19 protein-coding genes and 2 pseudogenes are annotated in these 21,487 nt (G+C 44.7%); 9 read left to right on the plus strand and 12 right to left on the minus strand.

The genetic code is table 11. From position 1 onward, the window contains the following. Positions 1-140: 140 nt before the first annotated feature. From HUG15_RS20140 to HUG15_RS23760, 5 genes and pseudogenes are all read right to left on the minus strand, one after another. Complete coding sequence (locus HUG15_RS20140) at positions 141-638, minus strand: YusW family protein (protein ID WP_200125204.1); 498 nt, start codon at positions 636-638, stop codon at positions 141-143. A gap of 137 nt (positions 639-775) precedes the next feature. Continuing rightward, positions 776-1,927 (minus strand): acyl-CoA dehydrogenase family protein, encoded by a 1,152-nt coding sequence (locus HUG15_RS20145; protein ID WP_200125206.1) that lies wholly within the window; start codon positions 1,925-1,927, stop codon positions 776-778. 283 nt (positions 1,928-2,210) lie between these two features. Next, positions 2,211-3,920, minus strand: a complete 1,710-nt coding sequence (cysI, locus tag HUG15_RS20150) for an assimilatory sulfite reductase (NADPH) hemoprotein subunit (RefSeq protein WP_200125208.1) — start codon at positions 3,918-3,920, stop codon at positions 2,211-2,213. Positions 3,921-3,940: 20 nt separating this feature from the next. After that, positions 3,941-5,803 carry an assimilatory sulfite reductase (NADPH) flavoprotein subunit gene (locus HUG15_RS20155; RefSeq protein ID WP_200125210.1) on the minus strand — a complete coding sequence of 621 codons (1,863 nt, stop codon included), beginning with the start codon at positions 5,801-5,803 and terminating at the stop codon, positions 3,941-3,943. Between the two features lie 480 nt (positions 5,804-6,283). Then, a pseudogene (locus HUG15_RS23760) lies at positions 6,284-6,367 on the minus strand (DUF454 family protein); the annotation flags it as partial. Positions 6,368-7,095: 728 nt separating this feature from the next. Between HUG15_RS23760 and HUG15_RS20165 the strand changes: the two are divergent. The 4 genes from HUG15_RS20165 to HUG15_RS20180 all read left to right on the plus strand — a co-directional run bounded on the left by HUG15_RS20165 (position 7,096) and on the right by HUG15_RS20180 (position 10,683). Next, the gene (locus HUG15_RS20165) at positions 7,096-7,695 is read left to right on the plus strand and encodes a LemA family protein (protein ID WP_200125212.1); all 600 of its coding nucleotides are present in this window, start codon (positions 7,096-7,098) and stop codon (positions 7,693-7,695) included. After that, positions 7,695-8,570 carry a zinc metalloprotease HtpX gene (gene htpX, locus HUG15_RS20170; protein ID WP_246516698.1) on the plus strand — a complete coding sequence of 292 codons (876 nt, stop codon included), beginning with the start codon at positions 7,695-7,697 and terminating at the stop codon, positions 8,568-8,570. The genes HUG15_RS20165 and htpX overlap by 1 nt, the downstream gene beginning before the upstream one ends. A 15-nt stretch (positions 8,571-8,585) precedes the next feature. Beyond that, the gene (locus HUG15_RS20175) at positions 8,586-9,662 is read left to right on the plus strand and encodes a branched-chain amino acid aminotransferase (protein WP_200125216.1); all 1,077 of its coding nucleotides are present in this window, start codon (positions 8,586-8,588) and stop codon (positions 9,660-9,662) included. Between the two features lie 88 nt (positions 9,663-9,750). Continuing rightward, entirely contained in the window at positions 9,751-10,683 is a 933-nt protein-coding gene (locus HUG15_RS20180) for a nuclease-related domain-containing protein (protein ID WP_246516700.1), read from the plus strand. A 137-nt stretch (positions 10,684-10,820) separates the two neighbouring features. Here the strand turns inward: HUG15_RS20180 and HUG15_RS20185 are convergent, their stop codons facing one another. Together HUG15_RS20185 and HUG15_RS20190 are read right to left on the minus strand one after the other, a co-directional pair. After that, positions 10,821-11,204 (minus strand): hypothetical protein, encoded by a 384-nt coding sequence (locus tag HUG15_RS20185; protein ID WP_200125220.1) that lies wholly within the window; start codon positions 11,202-11,204, stop codon positions 10,821-10,823. A gap of 137 nt (positions 11,205-11,341) precedes the next feature. Next, positions 11,342-11,956, minus strand: coding sequence for an RraA family protein (locus HUG15_RS20190; protein ID WP_200125222.1), 615 nt, complete (start codon positions 11,954-11,956; stop codon positions 11,342-11,344). A gap of 106 nt (positions 11,957-12,062) precedes the next feature. Here HUG15_RS20190 and smpB point away from each other — a divergent pair, with 106 nt between their 5' ends. After that, complete coding sequence (smpB, locus tag HUG15_RS20195; RefSeq protein ID WP_200125224.1) at positions 12,063-12,536, plus strand: SsrA-binding protein SmpB; 474 nt, start codon at positions 12,063-12,065, stop codon at positions 12,534-12,536. 542 nt (positions 12,537-13,078) lie between these two features. On the opposite strand, the gene HUG15_RS20200 is transcribed toward smpB, so the two are convergent. The 5 genes from HUG15_RS20200 to HUG15_RS20220 all read right to left on the minus strand — a co-directional run bounded on the left by HUG15_RS20200 (position 13,079) and on the right by HUG15_RS20220 (position 17,212). Further along, positions 13,079-14,002 (minus strand): sensor histidine kinase, encoded by a 924-nt coding sequence (locus HUG15_RS20200; RefSeq protein WP_211202289.1) that lies wholly within the window; start codon positions 14,000-14,002, stop codon positions 13,079-13,081. Continuing rightward, positions 14,002-14,712 (minus strand): response regulator transcription factor, encoded by a 711-nt coding sequence (locus HUG15_RS20205; protein ID WP_200125228.1) that lies wholly within the window; start codon positions 14,710-14,712, stop codon positions 14,002-14,004. The genes HUG15_RS20200 and HUG15_RS20205 overlap by 1 nt, the downstream gene beginning before the upstream one ends. A 64-nt stretch (positions 14,713-14,776) precedes the next feature. Continuing rightward, a complete protein-coding gene (locus HUG15_RS20210) occupies positions 14,777-15,490 on the minus strand; it encodes an ABC transporter permease (RefSeq protein ID WP_200125230.1) in 714 nt (237 codons plus the stop codon). Positions 15,491-15,539: 49 nt separating this feature from the next. After that, on the minus strand, positions 15,540-16,298 hold the full coding sequence (locus HUG15_RS20215) for an ABC transporter permease (protein ID WP_200125232.1): 759 nt from the start codon (positions 16,296-16,298) through the stop codon (positions 15,540-15,542). After that, positions 16,295-17,212 (minus strand): ABC transporter ATP-binding protein, encoded by a 918-nt coding sequence (locus HUG15_RS20220; protein WP_200125234.1) that lies wholly within the window; start codon positions 17,210-17,212, stop codon positions 16,295-16,297. Before HUG15_RS20220 ends, HUG15_RS20215 begins: the two co-directional genes overlap by 4 nt. Before the next feature lie 403 nt (positions 17,213-17,615). Here HUG15_RS20220 and HUG15_RS23200 point away from each other — a divergent pair. From HUG15_RS23200 to HUG15_RS20235, 4 genes and pseudogenes are all read left to right on the plus strand, one after another. Beyond that, a pseudogene (locus tag HUG15_RS23200) lies at positions 17,616-17,726 on the plus strand (2,3-dihydro-2,3-dihydroxybenzoate dehydrogenase); the annotation flags it as partial. A gap of 22 nt (positions 17,727-17,748) precedes the next feature. Continuing rightward, entirely contained in the window at positions 17,749-18,912 is a 1,164-nt protein-coding gene (locus HUG15_RS20225) for an isochorismate synthase (RefSeq protein ID WP_200125236.1), read from the plus strand. A gap of 6 nt (positions 18,913-18,918) precedes the next feature. Next, positions 18,919-20,535, plus strand: a complete 1,617-nt coding sequence (locus HUG15_RS20230; RefSeq protein ID WP_200125238.1) for a (2,3-dihydroxybenzoyl)adenylate synthase — start codon at positions 18,919-18,921, stop codon at positions 20,533-20,535. 26 nt (positions 20,536-20,561) lie between these two features. Continuing rightward, positions 20,562-21,482 (plus strand): isochorismatase family protein, encoded by a 921-nt coding sequence (locus HUG15_RS20235; protein WP_200125240.1) that lies wholly within the window; start codon positions 20,562-20,564, stop codon positions 21,480-21,482. The last annotated feature ends 5 nt before the right edge of the window (positions 21,483-21,487 follow it).

The following is a 21,487-nucleotide window of genomic DNA, read 5'->3' on the forward strand; positions in this document are numbered from 1 at the left end:
CTTTTGGCGACCTAACTAGTAAAGTCCATCTGCATTAGGTCGTCATCATCGCTTTTTGACGACCTAACTCAATGCTGCCATACGCGTTAGGTCGTTAATTTTAAAAAAACCAAGCCCGCAGGCTTGGTTTTTCGTCGCTGTTACCCTTCTTCAATCTCCAATTCCTCGCCGTTCAAAAATTCGATTTCAATTTCCAGTTCATTGTAATCCGAATCTAAGTCAAACGCTTCAAGCGCAGCTTGCTTCACTTCCTCCTCATTTGAGTTTTCGTTAATGCCCGCGTTTGGCAGGATGTCGGAAAGCTCGTTCAACGCCTCGTCACCGCTGATTTTCGTTTCTTCATCCCCGCGCTCATCCTCAATTTCCGCTTCCGGATCGCCGCCTTCATATTCGTAATCTGCTTCATATTCCCGATCACCATACTCTACGTCCAACTCAAACTCCTTAAATGGAAGAGTTTCGAACCAGTCATTTTCGCCATCTGTCTGCACGGTTGTTTCTTCCTCTTGGACCGACGTTTCACCACTGTCTTTCGGTGCTTGCCCATCATCCCCTGCGCTAGCATTAAATTGGGAAAATCCGAAGGCCGACAGAGAGATAGCAGCGACACAGCCGGTGGCAATCATAAATTTTTTCATGTCATATTTCCTCCTTTTATTTGGTATACATTCACTGTACACCTCCCCGATGAATCTTCTCTGAAATCAACATTAAAATTCGATTAGAAAAATAAAGCGGCGTACCACTCTCGAAAGTGATACACCGCTTCTCGGTTTTATTCGTTTCGCCCAAACACATCGCCCGCCAGTTGCATGATCGTCATGTCATCCATCGGTGGGTTATGCAGACCGGCACGCACATCGCGGTAATACCGGCCGAGCGGCGTGTCCGGTTGCAAACTTTTCGCTCCGGCAACGCGCATGGCAAGGTCCACGATATCAACCGCGTCGTTAACGACCGCGTGTTTCACCGCGCCCAATTCCGTTTTCATCTGCTGGCGGGCTTCCTGGTCGCTTCGGTCCCATTTGTTGGCGACCGAATAGAGGAAATGGCGGCTTCGCTGCCGCATCAGTTCCGCTTCGCCGATTTTCTGCTTAATGTTTGGAAGGTCGGCAATCGTCCCTTCGATGCTGTTCGGAGAATAATGATTGGCGTAGTTGGCGCTGTAATCAAGGGCCGCCTCCGCGATGCCGAAGTAGCAAGCCGGGATGTGCAAGAGCCACCCGGCTGCTTCTTTTTGCGGTGTCATCGCCTGCACGTAATCCTCTTCCTTGAGCGGCACGTTCTCAAGCACGAGATCATCGCTCCCGGTCGCGCGCATGCCGAGAGCGTCCCACGTATGATCAACGGATACCCCCGGCAAGCTGCGATGGACGAGGAAGTTCCCCACTTCGTCCCTGCCTTCAATGCCAGCGCTGACGATAAAATAATCCAGCGTAGGCGCGAGCGTGGTAAAGGTTTTGCGCCCGCTGATCGTCCAGCCGTTCTCCGTTTTTGTTGCTGTTGTTTCCGGACGTCCGCCACGCGTTGGGCTCCCCGTCGCCGGTTCACTGGCGGCCCCATTGAGCAGAGCGCCGTTTTCCACGATATCGCGGGCGACGGCCGCGTATGTTTTTTCATCCCATGTTTCGTTTTCCCCTAGTTGCATCGCGAGACCCATATGCCAACCGATGGATAACGCGGTGGAGCCATCGGCGTGGGCGATCGTTTCTTGCAACTCCAGCATCTCCGACAGACTGATGCCCTGACCGCCGTATTTTTTAGGTACAGTAAGTCCCGGGTAATTTGCTTCCCTCAGCGTTTTGAAATTTTCATGAGGGAATGTTCCCGCGCGATCGTGCTCGGCAGCTCTTTCTTTGAATGCAGGCGTTATTTTTTCCAATATTTCCAGTCGTTCTCGTTGCGTCTGACATGTTGCCAAGTCCATGGTTATCCTCACCTTTTTAAGCATCTCCCCTCATTATACTAAAACAATCGGGATGATGCATAAGCTACAAATCATCAAGAGAAATTTCCAATTCTACTTCCCCGTCTTCGACTTTTTTGTGTTTTGGCTGATATTTTGCATGATTTGGCTGATAAATCTCTTTATTCGGCTGATATCCGCTTGGTTTTGGCTGATAAAACCTTCATTTCCGCTGATATCATCCTGACGACGTCCCACGCAAAAAAGCCCCGAGTTCTATTGACCCGAGGCTATCTTAATGGATTTAATCGTGAAAGTCGAGTCCCGAATGTACTTCGTTTACATAGCCGGCGCGCACGACATAATCCCCGAAATGTTCGCCATCGTTCCGCTCTTTCGCATACGCGGAAATGATTGGGCGTAATTCTTCCAGAATTTGCGCTTCACCGATATTTTCCCGGTAAAGTTTATTCAGCCGGTCTCCGGCAAAACCTGCGCCCAAATATAAGTTATACTTTCCGGGAGCCTTGCCGATAAAGCCGATCTCTCCAAGGGCCGGGCGGGCGCACCCATTGGGGCATCCCGTCATGCGAATGATGATTTCCTCATCCCTTAACCCCGATTCCTCCAACATTTCTTCGATTTTTTCCAACAAAGACGGCAGGTATCGTTCCGATTCGGCCATTGCCAACTCACAGGTCGGGAAGGCAACGCAAGCCATGGAATTGCGCCGCAGGGCGGATTGCCGTTCCCCATCTTCCAACCCGTACTTCTCGATCAACGCTGCAATTTGCGTTTTTTTCTGGCCGGTCACATTACTGATGACGAGATTTTGATTGGGGGTGAGGCGGAAATCACCGGTATGGATTTTCGCGATTTCCCGTAAACCGGTCATCAGAGGATAATCTTCGAAATCCTTGATACGGCCGTTTTGGATAAATAGTGTCAGGTTCCAGCGGCCTTTTATTCCTTTTACCCAACCATAGCGGTCGCCATTATGATCAAAATGATAGGCACGCGCTTCTTCAAGCGCCCATCCCAATCGCTCGTTCAACTCTTGTTTGATCCAATCGAGCCCATTGGCGTCAACCGTGTATTTGAAGCGAGCGTTCGTTCGCACCGAACGGTTGCCATTGTCCCGTTGAATCGCGATCACTTGCCAGGCGACGTCAAATAGTTGTTCCGGTTTGCAAAACCCAATCACGCGGGCCAACTGCGGGTACGTTTCCGTATCCCCGTGCGTCATCCCCATGCCGCCGCCGACCGCGACATTAAACCCTTGCAGTTCTCCGTTCTCCACGATCGCGATGAATCCGAGATCTTGGGAAAAAATATCCACATCGTTGGAAGGCGGAACCGCGATGCCGATTTTAAATTTCCTCGGCAAGTAGACGTCTCCGTATAAGGGTTCCTCGGTTTCTTTACTGTCCACGACTTTTTCTTTATCGAGCCAAATTTCATGATAAGCATTCGTTTGCGGAGAAAGGTCATCGCTCAACCGTTTCGACCATTCATAAACGTCGGAATGAATTTCGGATTGATATGGGTTTGGATTGCACATCACATTCCGGTTCACGTCCCCGCACGCGGCTAAAGTATCCAACAGGGAATCGTTAATTTCTTGTATGTTTTTTTTCATATTCCATTTCATTATGCCATGCAATTGAAACGCTTGGCGCGTCGTCAGCTTCAACGAACCGTTGGCGTATTTATTCGCAACTTCATCCATGGCGAGCCATTGCTCGGGCGTGGCGACACCGCCGGGCGCACGCACACGCACCATAAATTGGTAGGCAGGCTCCAACTTTTGGCGGCGTCGTTCATTGCGAAAGTCACGGTCATCCTGCAAATAGCTCCCGTGGAATTTAAGCAAGCGCTTATCATCATCGTTCATTCCGGCACTAATCGGCTCTTGCAAACTTTCGACCAGCGTTCCGCGCAAATGGTTGCTGTCCCGTTTGATACGTTCGACGTCACTGGGAGGACCGTGCAATCCTGTTTTTTCTTTCGTCACTTTTTACCGCTCCCTTCTTGTTAATAAACATCCCGTTGATACCGGTTTTGCAGTTTCATATCTTCAATATAAGCAGTGGCTTCTTCCTCACTCAAACCGCCTTCTTGTTGAAGAATAGCCGACAGCGTGTCATGGACGTCACTGGCCATCTGTTTCTCATCCCCGCAGACGTACAACACGGCTCCTTCTTGCAGCCATTGATAGAATTCGCGGGCGTTTTCGCGCATGCGATGCTGAACATACACTTTTTCCTCGCCGTCCCGGGAAAAAGCCACATCCATTTTCGTCAGCACGCCATCCTTCAACCATTGCTGCCAATCAACTTGGTAAAGAAAGTCCGAGGAAAAATGTTGCTCGCCGAAAAACAACCATGTTTTTCCTTCTGCTTCGATTTCTTCCCGTTCTTCCAAAAAGGAACGAAATGGAGCAACCCCTGTGCCGGGTCCGATCATGATAATTGGCGTTTGGGGATCTTCCGGCAATTTAAAATTCGGGTTGCGATGAACATAGACAGGCAACTCTTCTCCCGGCTCTGTCCGCTCGGCACATTGTCCGGAACATACGCCGGTTCGAGCGCGCCCATGCGTTTCATACCGGACTGTACCGATCGTTAAGTGCACTTCATCAGGATTGGCATGATAACTGTTCGCAATTGAATACAGACGCGCCGGGATTTTGCGAAGAATCTTGATAAACGCCTCGGCGTCGATTTCCCACGGCCCGAAATCTTGCGCCAAGTCCAGCAAATCCCGTCCGGTCATATAATCCCTAAGTTTATCTTCGTTCCCATCTGCCAATAGGTCTTTCAATTCCTCACGAGAGGATAACTCCGCGGCTTGCTGCATTAACGGCTTCGTCAATACCGTGATTTCAAAATGGGAGGTCAACGCCTCACGCAAAGCCGCTTTCTCCCCTTGTTTGTTCACGGTCACCAAGGCTTCGGGTTCCCAGTTCATGCACTCGATCAGCTGTTCAACCAACGTAGCATCGTTTTCGGGAAAGATGCCTAAACTATCCCCCGGTTCGAATTCCAAGTTCGAGTCTTCCAGCGACAACTCCAAGTGACGGTTTTCTTTATTTGACCCTCGGCCGCTAATATTAATATTTTCCAGAATTTCCGCACGGAACGGATTTTTTCTTGAGTACGCCTCCTTAGCAGGGGTTGGTTGTGCAAGCGGCGCATCCATCGCTGATCCATCGTTGTTTGCCGGCCCCTCCGCGTATTTGCTCAATTCGGCAAGAACGCCATCGATCCACCCTTCCGCATCTTCATCAAAGTCAACGTCACAATCGACCCGCGGATAGAGACGTTCACCGCCCAACTCTTCGAGTCGTTGATCAATATCCTTGCCTGCTTGGCAAAAATATTCGTAAGAAAGATCGCCCAATGAAAGGACGGAAAAGTGTACCCCGTCTAATTTCGGCGCTTTTCTGCTGTTCATTGTTTCATAAAATGATAAGCCGGGTTCGGGAGGATCCCCTTCGCCATGAGTAGCGACAACGACAAGAATATGATCGGCATTTTTTAAATTTTTTGGTTTAACATTCAACATGGAGGCTAGGGTAACATTGCACGGCTGGCTTTCTAACTTACCGTAAAGATCCTCCGCCACTTCTTGGCAATTGCCGGTTTCCGAACCATAAAGAATGGTTACCTCCTGTGTTTTCGGTTGGCTTTCCGTTTGTGTCAAGGTTGCCGTTTCCGGCGGGTGTTCCATGGCAACCGCAGCTGTTTCCGCAAAAGCCGTTGCTGTTTGCGGAGCCGGAGAAGCGAGATAGCCGCTTAGCCATATTTTTTGTGTTTCACTCAGTGTCGGAATTAAACGATTAAGAAGGTCCGTCTGCTCCTCGTTAAACGGACTGTCCGTCACCTGAAGGGCCAACGCCACCACCTCCTGATAAAATTACTGCACGAAAGGATGAACATCCATCTCTATGTAAGTATATATTATATTACTTTGATAATTCTTATGTGTCAAGTAGGTTTTATGTTGAGTTTTTTATGCTATGCCGTTTTTCGAACGAGCATCGCTTCTATTCGCAGATCAACAAATCTTATGCGTTCGCAACCCCCAACCTTGAGGATTAATATGGGTACTGAGCAACGCTAAGCGTCCTCAAAATCAGATTCTGAGGACTCAGTTGGGGCATGGCATAAGAAAAACTAAGGTTTCCGCCAAGTCCTTATAGCGGAAGCCTTGGTTCTTCTTATCCTTTAATCCTTTAACAAAGTGAAACGTTCTTAAAGTGTTGATAAAAACATAAGCCATTGAACGCTAATCAAACGATCGTGAACGCCAAAGAGACCCATAAAACCCCTTCACGGTAATTTTTTATATAAGGGTCAAAATGTTTATTCGTGATTTATTCGAACTTCTAACGTAGCAAGCCGCTGCTAACAACAGAAACGGCGTTGTTGGCAACAAAGGCAGTACAATCCCGAGCACACCTAAAACAACTGATTTACCATCGCGTTATGGCCGGATCAATATTCGAAGTGAAATCTTTTTAACAATAAAGAGGGCCTAAGCCAGTTGCAGGGGCAACAGGGGGAAGGGATAGACATGATTCCAGACTTTATAATGCTTCATGACGACCTCACGGAGGCGTAGTCTCTCTTTTCAGGCATCATAGGCGTTTCATGACAACCGAAACGAGACGCTTTCGTCGGTTTCGGGCTTCATGGGCGCTTCATGACGACCGAAACGAGACGCTTTCGCCGGTTTCGGGCTTCATGAACGTTTCATGCCGGCCCAAACCGAAACGCGCTCTCCGATCTGAGCTTCATGAACGTTTTATAGCTGCCAAGATTTTAGAATCCTTTGGAAAAGCTTGGCTTCCGCCAAACCCTTATAGTGGAAGCCTTAGTTTTACTTATCCTTTAATCCTTTAACAAAGTTAAACATTCTTAAAGTGCAAGCAACACAAAGTGTCCTCAAACCCCAACCGCGAGGGCTAAACTAATATCGAGCAAATGATACCGTTGAACACCGCGATGCCCATAATTGTTTTGGAACTTGGAGAAAATTTATTTTCGACTTGCTCTGATCCTTTGCGCGGTAAACAGCGCCATCAGCTCATTTCACTAAGAAATTTCATAACGTGAACAGCTTATGGGTGTAGAATCATGCAAATTCATTTATAATGGAAAAAAAAGCAGGAAGGAGCCAACATCATGGGAACGGGAATTGGAATTGCAATTTTAATCTTGCTTATCGTCATCATTGGCGGAATAGCCATACTGGCAATCACCTGGTTTACGTCATACAACCGGCTCGTCAAATTACGGAATTGGGTCGAAGAGGCTTGGGCACAAATCGATGTGCAACTAAAGCGCCGGTATGATCTGATCCCCAATTTGGTGGAGACGGTAAAAGGATATGCCCAACATGAACAAGAGACACTGACACAAGTGATCGAAGCACGAAATCAAATGAACAACCCGAATAACAGCCGCAACGAACAAATGGCAGCCAATAACCAACTAGAAGGCATGATGAACCGACTTTTCGCCTTGCGCGAAGCATATCCGGATCTGAAGGCAAACCAAAACTTCCAACAGCTCCAAGAAGAACTTACATCAACGGAAAATAAAATCGCTTACTCACGCCAACTGTATAACAGTACGGTTAGAGACTACAACACTAAGATTCAATCGGTTCCGACGAATCTCATTGCCGGGGTGCATAATTTTATTCAACAAGAAATGTTGGAAACGCCGGAGGAGCAGCGCGAGAATGTAAAAGTTGATTTTAACACGGGCGATCGCTCATGATCATGTACAAACAAATCGAGCGCAACAAGCGGCATACGGTGTTCATTGTCGCCGGCTTCATCGTTTTCGTGCTTGCCGTCGGCGCAGCGATCACGTATTTGATGGCCGGTGAAATTTTCACCGGCATGATTTTGGCGCTCGTTCTCGGAGGCGCGTATACGGCAATGATGCTCATGTCCAGTACCAATGTCGTTATGCGCATGAATCATGCCCATGAAGTGAAAGACGGGAGCGAGCACCGCCGTTTATGGGATGCCGTCGGCAACATGGCCATGGTCGCCCGCATCCCCCGTCCGCGCCTCTTTATCATTAAAGACAGCAGTCCGAACGCGTTTGCCACCGGCACTTCACCCGAAAAAGGGGCGGTTGCGGTCACGACCGGATTGTTGGACCGGCTTAATCATGAAGAAATTGAAGGTGTGATCGCCCACGAAGTGGCGCACATTCGCAATTATGACATTCGCCTGTCAACGATCGCCGTCGCCCTCGTATCCGTTGTCGCCATCATCAGCGACCTCGGCATTCGGATGATGTTTTTCTCCAGAGGGGGCAATAATAATAATAAACACCCGATTATGCTTATTTTTGCACTCATACTCGTGATTATCGCTCCGTTGGTCGCGATGATGATCCGCATGGCCATCTCGCGAAACCGGGAGTACCTCGCGGATGCCAGCGCCGTTGAGTTGACACGAAACCCCGGGGCGTTAGCGCGCGCGTTGGAAAAAATTACAGGGGTCTCCCAGCCGGTAAGCGAAGCTTCCGGTGCCTCAGCGTCGATTTATTTTGCCGATCCGCTCAAACGGAAAACGGCACAATTATTTTCCTCGCATCCTCCGCCGCAAGAACGAATTGAACGTTTATACAATATGTAAAGGAGTATCAAGGCAATGGCTCAACAAACATTGGAAGTTACACAAGCGACAACGTTAAAAGAAAAACCAAACCCCGCAACGCTTGAATTCGGAAAACAATTCAGCGATCACATGTTTATGATGGACTATACGAGCGATGAAGGTTGGCACGACCCGCGTATTGTTCCGTACCAACCGTTGACGCTGGACCCGGCAGCCATGGTTTTTCACTACGGACAAACCGTTTTCGAAGGCTTGAAAGCATACCGGTCGAACGACGGCGACATCCGTCTTTTTCGACCTGAAGAGAACTTCAGACGGTTGAATCAATCATGTGACCGGCTTTGCATCCCAAAGGTAAATGAAGAAGCGATGCTCGATTACTTAAAAGAACTGGTGAAACTCGATAAGGAATGGATCCCGACGAATGCGGGCACGTCCCTTTATGTCCGCCCTTTTATCATCTCCACGGAAGCAACGTTGGACGTGAGCCCTGCACGCACGTATACATTGATGGTCATTCTGTCGCCGGTCGGTTCTTTTTACAAAGGAGGCATCGACCCTGTCAGCATTTTCGTCGAAGATGAATACACCCGAGCCGCTCCCGGCGGAACAGGAAACGCGAAAACAGCCGGCAATTACAGCGGGGCCTACAAAGCACAGAACCGCGCTGCCGACCATCAAAAAGCACAAGTCCTTTGGCTGGATGGCGTTGAAAAAAAATACATTGAAGAAGTTGGCAGCATGAATGTATTTTTCAAGATCGATGGCGAGATTCACACCCCCGCGCTAAACGGCAGTATTCTGGAAGGCATCACTCGCAAAAGCGTCATCGAACTGTTGGAAAGCGAAGGCATGCCTGTCCGCGAACGCAAAATCTCCATCGAAGAAGTCATCGCCGCTAACGAAAGCGGCAGTTTGCAAGAAGTGTTCGGAACAGGCACCGCCGCGGTCATTTCGCCTGTCGGGCGCTTGGAGTACAAAGGGCACGATTATGTCATTAACGACGGGGCGATGGGCGAAACCGCGCGCTGGCTTCACGAAACCCTCGTCGGCATTCAAACGGGTGAGTTGGAAGATCCGTTTGGGTGGTCGGTTTTGATAGAAGGATAAAGATCTCGGATTTCAGAGGACACCAGAAAGCGTACGCCCGCCTCAGCGGGTCGTACGCCATCATAGGAGTGATAAGATTTTGATTATTATGGAAAGAACAGTCCCCGTACAAATTCCCGCACTCAAGGCATTACACCGTCGCCTCCCTTATAATCATCCGAAACAAGCGATTATTCGAGAGGACCTCCGAAAGCGAGAAATCGGGTATCGCGGTGAATGCTCGCTTGATTATTACCTCGAACAACTCCCAAACTTCTTCAGGCAATTTCGCGGGTTAAGGCTCGGTTCGTTCCAAATCGACACCTTGCTCGTGGCGCAAACATGCATTGTCATTGTAGAAAACAAACATTTCGCCGGCAGCATCCAATTTGAAGAACGGATTCAACAGTTTACCCGCACGTTAAACGGGCAGACGCTAAGCTATCCACACCCGCTCCCCCAAGTGAGAAGACATCACCAGTTGCTCGCGCGATGGCTATATGAAAGATGTTGGCCGAACATGCCGATTCACCCACTTGTTGCTTTCACGTATCCTTCATCCGTCATCTCTTCTGAAAAACCCCAACCTTCCATCATTCGCGCCGAATTCCTCCCCGAGAAAGTCCTTTCCATTGAAGAAAACCATTCCGAGCACATTCTCACTGACTCGCAACTTCATTTATTGTGCGAGCAATTGAAATTCGCTCATAAAGAACCCAAATACGAACCGCTTAAAAGCTATGCGATCAAGCCATCTGAATGTTTAACCGGCGTGCATTGCCCTTATTGCAATCATCTGCCTGTGCAACGGACGAGCCGCTCCGGATGGCACTGCCCCCGTTGCAAGCGTAAACATTCTACGGCTCACGTGGAAAGTTTGCGAGATTACCGACGTCTTTTTAAGCCAATGATTAGTAACCGAGAGGCTCGCGCGTTTTTGCATCTGCCTACCGCATCTGTCACAAGACATTGTCTTGTAAATTTAAATCTACCCCGGGAAGGCAATTACAAAAATGCTCGTTATTTGCTTCACGACCTTTGAGATGGCTTCCCGTGGATATTGCGGTATTTCCCGTCGATAATATGCCTGTTTAGACAATCGGTTGTGGTGAAGACGTAAAAAGCACACCCAACCTCGGGTGCACTTTTTTAATGAAGGCGTCATGATGCTGATGAAATTTAAATACCCTGTGCCTGTTTCAAACGATGGATGTCTCTGTCATGTTCAGCCACTTTCTTGTTTAGCATATCCGTATCCGAATCGAATAATCGCAATTGGCGATCCATATGATCAAAGCGTTGGTTCGTTTCTGTACGAAATTCACTGAGTTCAGTTTTAACGCTTGCCACTTCCGTTTTAACGCTTGCCACTTCCGTTTTAACGCTGTCTACGTCTGTTTTAACGCCTGCTACTTCCGTATTTAAATTGGCAATATCCGTCTTTACGCTTCCCATTTCAGCATGCAGGTTTGCAACATCTGTCTTTACGCCTTCAACATTCGCATCCAATGCATCCAATCGATGCAACACGGCATTTAAAATCTCTTTTGTTTCATCGGACATCATCGCACCTCCTCATTTTCTAAAGTTTAATCGATCTTTTTCTATACTTTTATTATAGGCTAAAAGACCCGGAAAGGCAAGGACTATTTTCCTGCATACGTGGAATATAGGCAAATAAAATAATACGGGCGCAACCGCTACTTCTTATTGTTCCTTAAAAAATTTTCAATGTATTCCCTCGCTTTTTCCTTGCTCCCGCCGTAATCCGCTTCTCTTTTTTCATCTTTTTCGATACGGGCTTTTGCTTTTTGGGCCACTTCGCTCGCCTGATCAGCCGGCACGATAACGACACCGTCGACATCGCCGACGACGATATCCCCGGGGTTTACTTCCACGCCCCCGACCGTAACCGGAACATTAATGTTCCCTTCTTTCGTTTTCTTGCTCGCTGCCGTCGTCGTTCCTCGCGTGAAAACAGGAAAATCCAATTCACGGATATCCTCAACATCACGGATGACCCCGTCAATCACAACGCCGTGCAAACCGAGCGTTTTCGCCAAACCGATGACAAAATCTCCCGCAAGCGCGTTCGCCGTCCATCTTTTCCCATCAACGACGAGCACGTCTCCCGGTTTCGCATTATACATCCCTTCCAACACGGAGATATTTTCACCCGCGGGCGCATCAACCGTGAACGCCCGTCCATACATATGCCAATTGTCAGATAACGGTTTAATTCCGATATCCATGTGATTTTTCCCGTCCATCCCATCAGAAACCGGCGTTGTCGGCAAATTTGCAAATTCCTCCATATCCTTCTCCCCTTTATGTATTATTGTCTAATCATAGCACAATTGCGGCTTCCCGGTAAATTTGCTACCATAAAGGAATGACTATGGAAAAAAAGGATGCACGGCTATGGCAAAACATGAAGGAAAAATAATCGCCCAGAACAGAAAAGCGCACCATGATTTTTTTATTGAAGAAACGTTTGAAGCGGGCATTGTATTGCGCGGTACCGAGATCAAATCGATACGCGCCGGAAAAATCAATATTAAAGAAAGCTTCGCACGCGTCGAGCATGGGGAAGTTATTTTGCACCAAGCCCACATTAGCCCGTATGAGCAAGGCAATCGCTACAATCACGACCCGGTTCGCGAACGGAAATTGCTCCTTCACAAACGGGAAATCAAACAACTCATCGGCAAAACCCAGCAGCAAGGGTATTCGATTATTCCGATCAAGATTTATTTAAAACAAGGGCTGGCCAAAGTACAAATCGGACTCGCGAAAGGCAAAAAGAAATACGACAAACGACAAGCTCTAAAAGAAAAAGATGCCAAGCGGCAAATGGACAAGGCCATCGGCCAACGTATGAAAGGCATGGATTAATACGGTTTTAGATAGACTTGCCGCCCCCGCCATTTTCAATCCCAAGGACACCCCCGCAGAGGGGGGTTTTTATGCCTGTGCTCGATTGACAAGTTTCATTCGTTCGTCATGAATTGCTGAAACTTGTGTTGAAAAGGTCGTTAATATGGAACTGGCGTAAGAAAAATCCAGTAGACCAATTAAATCAGTGGTTTACTGGATTTTTCTCGTTCATTTAAAATGACTTTATTGTTACACAAATATGTTATTTTTTCCATTTTATCATGCACCCTCTTGCAAATCAGATTGTTCATCTCTCAATTCCTTTTAGCACTTTCCTGACGAGTGGGCTGAAACAAAGTTTGTAGTGCTTTTCCATATAAATTAAGAGGTAAACTGTCTTCACTAATATTATGAATGATACTCATGCCATTTCATCCGGGGATAGGGAAGATTCATGATTTTCTTTCGACATTAATTCCTCTATGGCCTTGGAAATATTTTGAAGGGGATTTCTCGGCAAAGCGGTTAAAAAGGCAAATATCGATTCAAATAACTGATCATCATTGTTTTGCCGAGGGGAGTGAAAAAGAGAACGATGTCCTTTCGAATGGATGACTTTCTACGTTTATTGATCCATTATGTTTTTCAATCAATCTTTTTGAAATCGTTAAGCCAATTCCGTTTCCTTGAAAATTTTTATTACGTGAATGTTCGCCTGTGTATAACCGATTAAAGATATAAGGTAAATCTTCTTGATTGATGCCTCTACCACGATCCCAGACCTCAACCCAAGTTAACTTCACCTCTTTATTTATGGAAACACCAAGCACGCCCCCGTGTTTACCATAATCTATTCCATTAGAAAGTAGGTTGGACAAGATACGCTCTACGCTTTTTCTGTCAGCCCATACCATAACAGGGGTCTCGGGTATCTCGAGAACAGGTTCCATATTGGCCTTTTTCAAATCTTGATAAAGCCCTGCAATCAGCTCCTTGATAACACGAACAACGTCTGTTTTTTTAAAATCAAATAAAGAATCCTCTGATTCAAGCTTAGCCAAATCAAAGAAATCATTTAATAACGATTGAAGCTTCTGTCCTTTTTGGTGTGTAATTTTTAAAAACGTCTGTCGTTCTTCCTCCGTTAAACTCGGATCTTCCCGTATAGCTTGTACATAACCAAGTAAAGACGTCAACGGGGTTTTAAGATCATGTGACATGTTTGCCGTCAGTTGTCTTCTCGATTTATCCAAGTAATTCATGTGTTCCATATTGGCTTGAAATTTATTAATGAATATATTGCATTCCTTCACCAACTGCGCCACGGTACGATAACGTGTTTGTAGTCTGATCCGCTGATTAAAGTCTCCCTTATTCACTTCAAAAAGATCGCAATAAATGCGGCGAACTTGCCGAAGCAAACGTAAGTGCTGGAAAGCTAGGACCGTAAAGCAAAATAACGTCATTAGAAAAAGCCAAAGCATCATGTTATGTCTTCATCTCCAAGCTTATAACCGATTCCCCAAACCGTTTGAATGTACTTGGGATTTGAAGGGTCTGGCTCTATTTTTTCACGAAGGCGGCGAATGTGCACCATAATTTTATTCTCATCGGTATTGAGATAAGACTCACCCCAAATGTTCTCAAATAAATATTCCTTTGTGAAAACCTTTTTGGGATTAGACATCAACAATTTTAAAATTTGACATTCTTTTTCTCTTAAAGATGTCGTGTCGTCTCCAATTTCGACTACGTAGGCATTAAGATCAAGCGTCATATCCCCATACGTAAGATAATGATCCGTTTGGTCATTGCCAGATAAATTGTACTGGGTAAAGCGTCGAAGTTGAGCCTTTACCCTTGCGATCACCTCACTCATATTAAAGGGTTTAGTGATGTAATCATCGGATCCTAAATTTAATCCTACAACTTTATCTTGGCTTTCATCCTTGGCAGATAGGATAATCACTGGTGTATTTTTTTCAGAACGTATTTTTCGCAGGATTTCAAACCCATCAATGCCCGGCAACATCAAATCCAATACGACTAATTCGAAGGAATACGTAGAGAGCTTTTGAAAAGCCTCTTCTCCTGTATAAGCAGGAAATACTTGAAACATTTCTTTACGTAAATATTTACATAACAACTGATTGGTTTCATAATCATCTTCAACAACAAGGATTTTCGCTGACATTACCTTCATTCCTTTAATCGAAGTAGTTAAACAGCTGGTATGAGGATTATGCTAGCCATCCTCTTTAACCATCTTTTTTATAAAGAATAAAGCTAAGAACCAAAGGAACGACAAAAACAATGAAAAGAGAAATTAACGCCTTAGCTATATCCGCATCCAGTATACCAAGAATATCGTAGGTCACAAGAGTGGGGATTGACCAAGGATAATACGCTCCCAATCCGAGCGAAGTGACTAAACCACTGGAAAAACCAGCAATCACAGCCACCGCGATACCTCCGATCATATTTCGTCCCGCAATGCTTATCATAATGATAATGGGTGCCAAAGCCATTTGCATGCCAGCTGCGACCACGTAAAGAAAAATGTAATTATATAACTCATTGGGGGATGAAACCCCCGCGGCTACACCAATTCCGACCGTGAATAAAAACAATGAAATAGCACCCAATAAAATCAATAAAAAGATAAGGAACATCTTACTCCATAAAATTTTAGCCCTAGAAATTGGATAAGTAAATAACTGATCCACAATATGATGACGATAGTCATTTGTCACAATAAATGCTGTCACAATGGCAAATAATGGGGCGCCAAGTAAAAGATTAAAATTTGTAATCGTACCTTGAAGCAACGCCCCCATCGTTATAGGGTCCGTACTGGCATTTTGCGTCATAACATAACTTAAACAGGCATTTACCGCCGTACAAACAAGAATTAATAAAATAAGTTTTGACCGTTTAATTTTTAGCGATTCAATATATACCGTTTCAAACATGTGATTTCTCCCTAACTGATCATATACTTTGAGTCTCATACGTTATTGCTTAGTCACCATCGACATCGGCTTTCTCATATAAGAACATACTTAGTAATAATGCGACTGAAAAAACAATTATTAATACAGCAATGGCAATAGCAACATTTAAATCACCGTAATTACCATAATCCGTCAATGCAAAAATAATTCGTGTAGGCGCCGCCCAAGGAAAAACAGTCGCCCATTGAGATCCCAAGCCCACACCGGCAACAATAACGCCAAAAATCGCTACTATTATAGGTGCAATAATAGTCTTAGTCGTTATACTGACCACAACGGTTATCGGCACAAGAGAGAATTGCATCAGTATCGATAAACCATAAAGTTGTAAATAAGAAGATATCAAACCATTGGATAATGAACTAACGATATTGGCTTGTTTACCAATTTCAGCAATCATTAACGTCAAACACATTGAAAAGATAAATGTTAAAACAATGTAGATGAAAATCACCATTAATTTACTCAATAAAAACTGTCCTCGCCGACCTGGGGAGGTAAAAAGATGATTAATGGTTTTTAATTGATATTCTCTCACAAATACTTCGCCTGTAATTAATGCAAAAAGTGGCAATCCAATCATTAAATTCAAAAAGATCACATTGCCTTGAAAAAGTTGGCTTACATCAATCATATTTCCTGTTGCCAGGTACTCTACATAAGCCGGACCAAAGGATAAGATAACAGGCGCTAACGTAGCTAAAGGAATGAGAAGAAGCATGATGGACCTTTTTAATTTTAGTAGCTCAGCAACAACGTTTGTCATTCTGCTCCACCCTCAGTTAAATGAATAAAGTAATCCTCCAGGGTATCTGTAGAAACATTGATTTTTTTAATTCCTACCTGATTTTCCATAAGCACCTGATTAATCGTTTCAGATTCATTCGTTCTTTCATAGATCCGGATCATGTTTTGTTCCATGACCTGGTATTGTTCAATATTTAATTTCTGTTCAAGAAGCATAGAAGCTTTTTGGGCATCGTTTACGTCTAATTCGATATAATGGCGATTCTTTTGATTAATTTCATCTAGGGTAAGCTCCTTAAGGAGTTTTCCTTGATGAATAATACCGACGGTGGTAGCTAAATGCTCTATTTCACTTAAGATGTGACTGGAAATAAGAACGGTAATCTGGTGCGTTTCCACCAACTCCAAAATGAGTTGGCGAATTTCTTTAATTCCTCTGGGATCTAGGCCATTTGTTGGTTCGTCCAAAATTAATAAGGACGGATGATGTAATAAAGCTTGAGCGAGCCCTAGTCTTTGCTTCATGCCAAGCGAATAATTTTTGACTTTTCGTTTCTTAACCTCTAATAATCCAACCAGTTCAAGTGCTTCATCAATTGAAGACTTTTCCTGTACCCCCATATATCGACGATGAATATCCAAATTTTCTTCTCCCGTTAAATTGGGATAAGCACCGGGTGTCTCAATAATCGATCCAATTCTTTCAAACGGACGTTGGTCATTCCCTTTCACGTGCTTTCCAAACATTTCTATACTTCCCGACGATGGTTGTATGAGTCCCATAATCATACGAATAGCCGTCGTTTTTCCAGCCCCATTTTTCCCCAAAAATCCGTAGATTTCTCCTTTACGAATATTAATATTGACGTCCTTTACTGGGGTATTATGCTTAAACTGTTTTGTCAATTTGTGTGTTCTGAGTACATAATCCATCATGCCATAACTCCTTTGATTCAGTATAATGCCATTATAAACAGCAAATCTTTCTCTTCTCTTACACATTTCTTAACCATTTCTTAAATCTTGAATGGTTTTATTCCTCGTCATGAATTGCTGAAACTTCTCCAAAACATAGAGTTGTACATATGCCGCTGATAAATATTCTAAAAATTATAAATTATATCATCATCTTGACCCAGCAATTGGAAGCGTTTATCATTATATTCAACATTTAATTGATAATGATTTTCATTATCAATTATGCTCTTTTATAAAAAAACGGAGGTGAACGCATCAGCCGTGTGCTTAGAAAATAAAATTGCTGTCGTCACTGGGGCATAGGTAAGGATACAGCAAATGCTTTACAGCGCCACGGTTCCCGTATATCTGCGATAGAGCAACACCCTTCAAAATCACAGATACTGTATTATTTCTCACTCCCAACCGTTCTTCACATATGACGATGCAAGAATTATGCGTAGATGGTGGCGCAACACTTGGCTGTTAAACATTTAAATGGAGGAATTGGAATGATTAAAACGGAATTAAAAACGAACCCTTCCCAACATCAATATCGTGATTATTCTTTTTATTTAGAAGCCCCCAATTATACAATTTCAGCTCATAATGTCACCCATGAAATTCATGACTACAATGCTCATGCACCATTAAAACATCAAGTTACCGATCACTTTGAGCAAGCCAAAAAACTCGGAATTCATTCGCCTTATATTGTCGGGGCCTTTCCTTTTGAAACAGACAAACCACCATACTTATTCATTCCGGAAAAAGTTCATATAACTTCAAAGTCTCAAAGAACAGGGAAGAAACAACCGTTGTCACCTTTTCAAAACGCTCCTCGCCTTACAGAAACGCCTTCTCGAAAGGAATACATGAATCTTGTCGATGAAGCTCTTCACAAAATGAATACGAGTGACCTTAAAAAAGTTGTTCTCAGCCGGACGTTACAAATCGAGTCAGATGACGTTATCGGGATTGATGAATTAATCACTAATTTGGCCGAACACAACCCCGAAGGCTATACATTCTCTACTGATTTGGGAAATGAAAAAAAACTCACCGGTGCTAGTCCTGAATTACTCGTTTCTCTTTATCAAGGATTAGTTACTGCAAATCCTTTGGCAGGTTCTAGACCCCGTTCCAATGATCCGATCGAAGACCGAAGAAGAGCTGATGAATTGCGTCATTCCAGTAAAGACCATCATGAGCATAAACTCGTCATCGACACAGTAGCTGAGGCACTGCAACCACTGTGCGTTGATATGAGCATTCCTAAAATGCCTGAACTTATCCAGACGGAAACCATGTGGCATTTATCTACGGAGGTCACTGGAAAAGTCGATCCTAAACAAAACCTTACGTCTGTTGATCTGGCACTCGCTTTACATCCAACTCCTGCAATATGTGGAACACCCGAGCATTTGGCGAAAGATCAGATAAAAGCCGAACCCTTTGACCGTAATTTCTTTACCGGCATGGTTGGATGGAACAACTATGAAGGAGATGGCGAGTGGGTTGTTTCCATTCGGTGTGCGGAAGTTAGTTCTCATAACATACAGCTTTTCGCCGGTGCCGGTATTGTAGAAGGTTCTCATCCTGAAGACGAATTGAGAGAGACATCGGCAAAGTTTGAAACGATGCTACGGGCTATGGGCTCAAAAACGATGGAGTGATAAATCATGACGAGAGAAGAAATCCCTACTTGGCCACAATCTTTTATTGACTACTATATCGAACAAGGATGTTGGGAAGGTGAAACTTTCGGTGATATTCTTAGTCGATTAAACAACCTCTACCAAGAAAAAATTGCAGTTAAAGACCATACGAGTGCCCTAAGTTATCGAGCGTTAGATGAGCGCGTTCATCAACTAGCCTCCGGTCTTTTATACCTTGGTATTCAGCCACAAGATCGTGTCATTATACAATTGCCAAATTCGATTGCTTTCGTTGAAATAATCTTTGCTCTATTTCGCATTGGAGCGTTGCCGGTATTCACCCTGCCTGCTCACCGATGGAGTGAACTTAGCTATATTGCTGAAAAAAGTGAAGCTGTAGCGTATGTGGTGCCTGACCAATATGATGGGTTCGGTTACTTACCTCTTGCACGTACAATTAACAAAAACATTGAATCCATACAAAACGTCATTGTCGTCGGGGAAGAAGCTGAATTCACGAATTATCATTCGTTATTCATGGAGACACAACCTATGCCTGCCGTAAGCGCAGATTCTGTCGCATTCCTTCAACTCTCCGGCGGGAGTACAGGGCTGCCAAAACTCATACCAAGAACGCACAATGACTATATTTACAGTTTAAAAAAGAGTAATGAAATTTGTCAGATGACAACTGCGTCCATCTATTTGGCCGTACTGCCAGCCGCTCACAATTTCACGCTAAGCTCGCCGGGTATTCTTGGAACTTTGCTGGCTGGCGGTAAAGTCATTCTTTCTCCCAGCGGGAGTCCCGAAGTAGCCTTTCCGTTAATGGAAAAAGAGCGAGTCACCATCACAGGTTTAGTGCCTCATTTGGCCCTTCTATGGTTAGATGCAGCCCCACGGCGGTCGTTCGATTTTTCGAGTTTGGAAGTGATGCAAGTAGGTGGTGCGAAGTTTGGTTCTGAAGCCGCAAAACGTGTCACGCCTACGTTCAATTGTACATTACAACAAGTATTCGGAATGGCAGAAGGGCTCGTGAACTATACACGTCTGGATGATCCGGCTGAAGTCATAATTCATACCCAAGGACGGCCAATGTCTGAGTACGATGAAATTCTCGTCGTCAACGCAAACGACGAGCCCGTGGGAGTAAATCAACCGGGCGAGCTCTTGACTCGCGGACCATATACGATTCGAGGCTACTATAAAGCACAGGAACATAATAAAAAGGCGTTCACCGAAAACGGATTTTACCGGACCGGAGACATTGTATGTGTAGATGAACATGGCTACATCACAGTCACGGGGCGCGAGAAAGATCAAATCAATCGAGGTGGCGAAAAAATTGCCGCTGAAGAAGTTGAAAACCATCTGATTGCACATGAGCAAATATTTGATGCAGCGATTGTATCGATGCCCGACGCTTTCTTAGGCGAAAAATCTTGTGCCTATATGATTTCTAAGAGTGAAGAAATGGACGATTCAGAGTTACGAACTTATTTGAGAGACCGAGGCATGGCTGTTTACAAAATCCCGGATCGATTTATTTGGGTAAACGAATTCCCGCAATCAGGTGTAGGAAAAACGAGCAAGAAAGATCTGAGAGAAGCAATTAAAGAATTTTATAACACAAACTTATAAAGAAATCGAGAAAGGTAGATGAAAATATGCCAATTCCAAAAATCGAATCTTATTCTATGCCTAATCAATCGGACATTCCAACATCAAAGCTTAACTGGTCTGTACATCCGGGACGTGCAGCACTCCTCATTCATGATATGCAGGAATACTTTTTAAACGCCTATGATCAGCAAGCGGACCCTTATACGACGCTCGTGGACAATATAACAGAACTAAAACAAGTTTGTACCACACTCGGCATCCCTATCATCTATTCTGCCCAGCCGAGAAATCAAAAGAAAGAAGAACGCGGTCTATTGCAAGATTTTTGGGGTGATGGCATTCCAAATGATCCTAAGGCTGAAAAAATTATCGAAGCACTTTCTCCGGACGACATGGATATACGAATCACGAAATGGCGATACAGCGCTTTCCAAAAAACATCTCTTTTTGAGGATCTGAAAAAACAAGGGAGAGATCAACTAATCATCACAGGTGTATACGCCCATATTGGTTGCATGTTAACAGCGGCTGAAGCATTCATGAAAGACTTTCAAACCTTTTTTATCGCAGATGCACTTGCAGACTTCTCACTCGAGGATCATCACATGGCTTTACAATACGCGCATAAAAGGTGTGCAGTCGTTGAAACAAATGAACGAATCAGACAACAGCTGCAAGATCAACGTCAAGACTTCTCCTTTTTACCGAAAACGAAAATCGCTGTTCATCGCCAAGTTGCCCAATTGATGGAACGCTCACCTGCAGACATTCGTGATGACGAGAGTTTAATTATACAAGGGTTGGATTCCCTGCGGATGATGATCCTTGCTGAAGGTTGGCGTCATGCAGGAGCAGACATTAGCCTTTTGGACCTTGTTGAAACCCCTACGATCAATGCTTGGTGGAGCTTATTAGCAAAAGAAGAAGTCTTTCTCAACACACCTAATACAGATTACGACGTATAGGAGGA

The organism is Salicibibacter cibarius (assembly GCF_016495725.1).
Lineage (GTDB): Bacteria > Bacillota > Bacilli > Bacillales > Marinococcaceae > Salicibibacter > Salicibibacter cibarius.